This window comes from Streptomyces sp. A18, from assembly GCF_059026065.1.
On record NZ_JBWLKL010000176.1, the window covers coordinates 1 to 271 of the forward strand.

The window sequence follows — 271 nt, forward strand, 5'->3', positions numbered from 1 at the left end:
CACCGGCATGCCCCTCGCATGCCGCCCGCAAGGTGTGGTTCTCATCGTCCTGATCTCGTTCAAAAATCATCCGACAGCCCGGAGACGCTTCCGGCACTGGTCAGCCCACGCACCGCGCCGACCGACGGAAGAAACCTTTCCCCGAACTCGTCTGCCCCTTTCACGTCCGCATAACGAACGAAGCCGGACGGGAGGGCTCCCGCCACTTGAGTGAACGCATCACGCGAACGAGCTACAGCGAGCGGCGCCCCAAACGCTTGACCGACAAGCA

General features: G+C 63.1%; 1 protein-coding gene. It reads right to left on the minus strand.

Going from position 1 to position 271, the window contains the following annotated elements:
- Positions 1–59 precede the first annotated feature (59 nt).
- Positions 60–271 (minus strand): hypothetical protein (locus AC5P1C_RS44030; protein ID WP_493871617.1); only part of this gene is annotated, 212 nt, incomplete at its 5' end.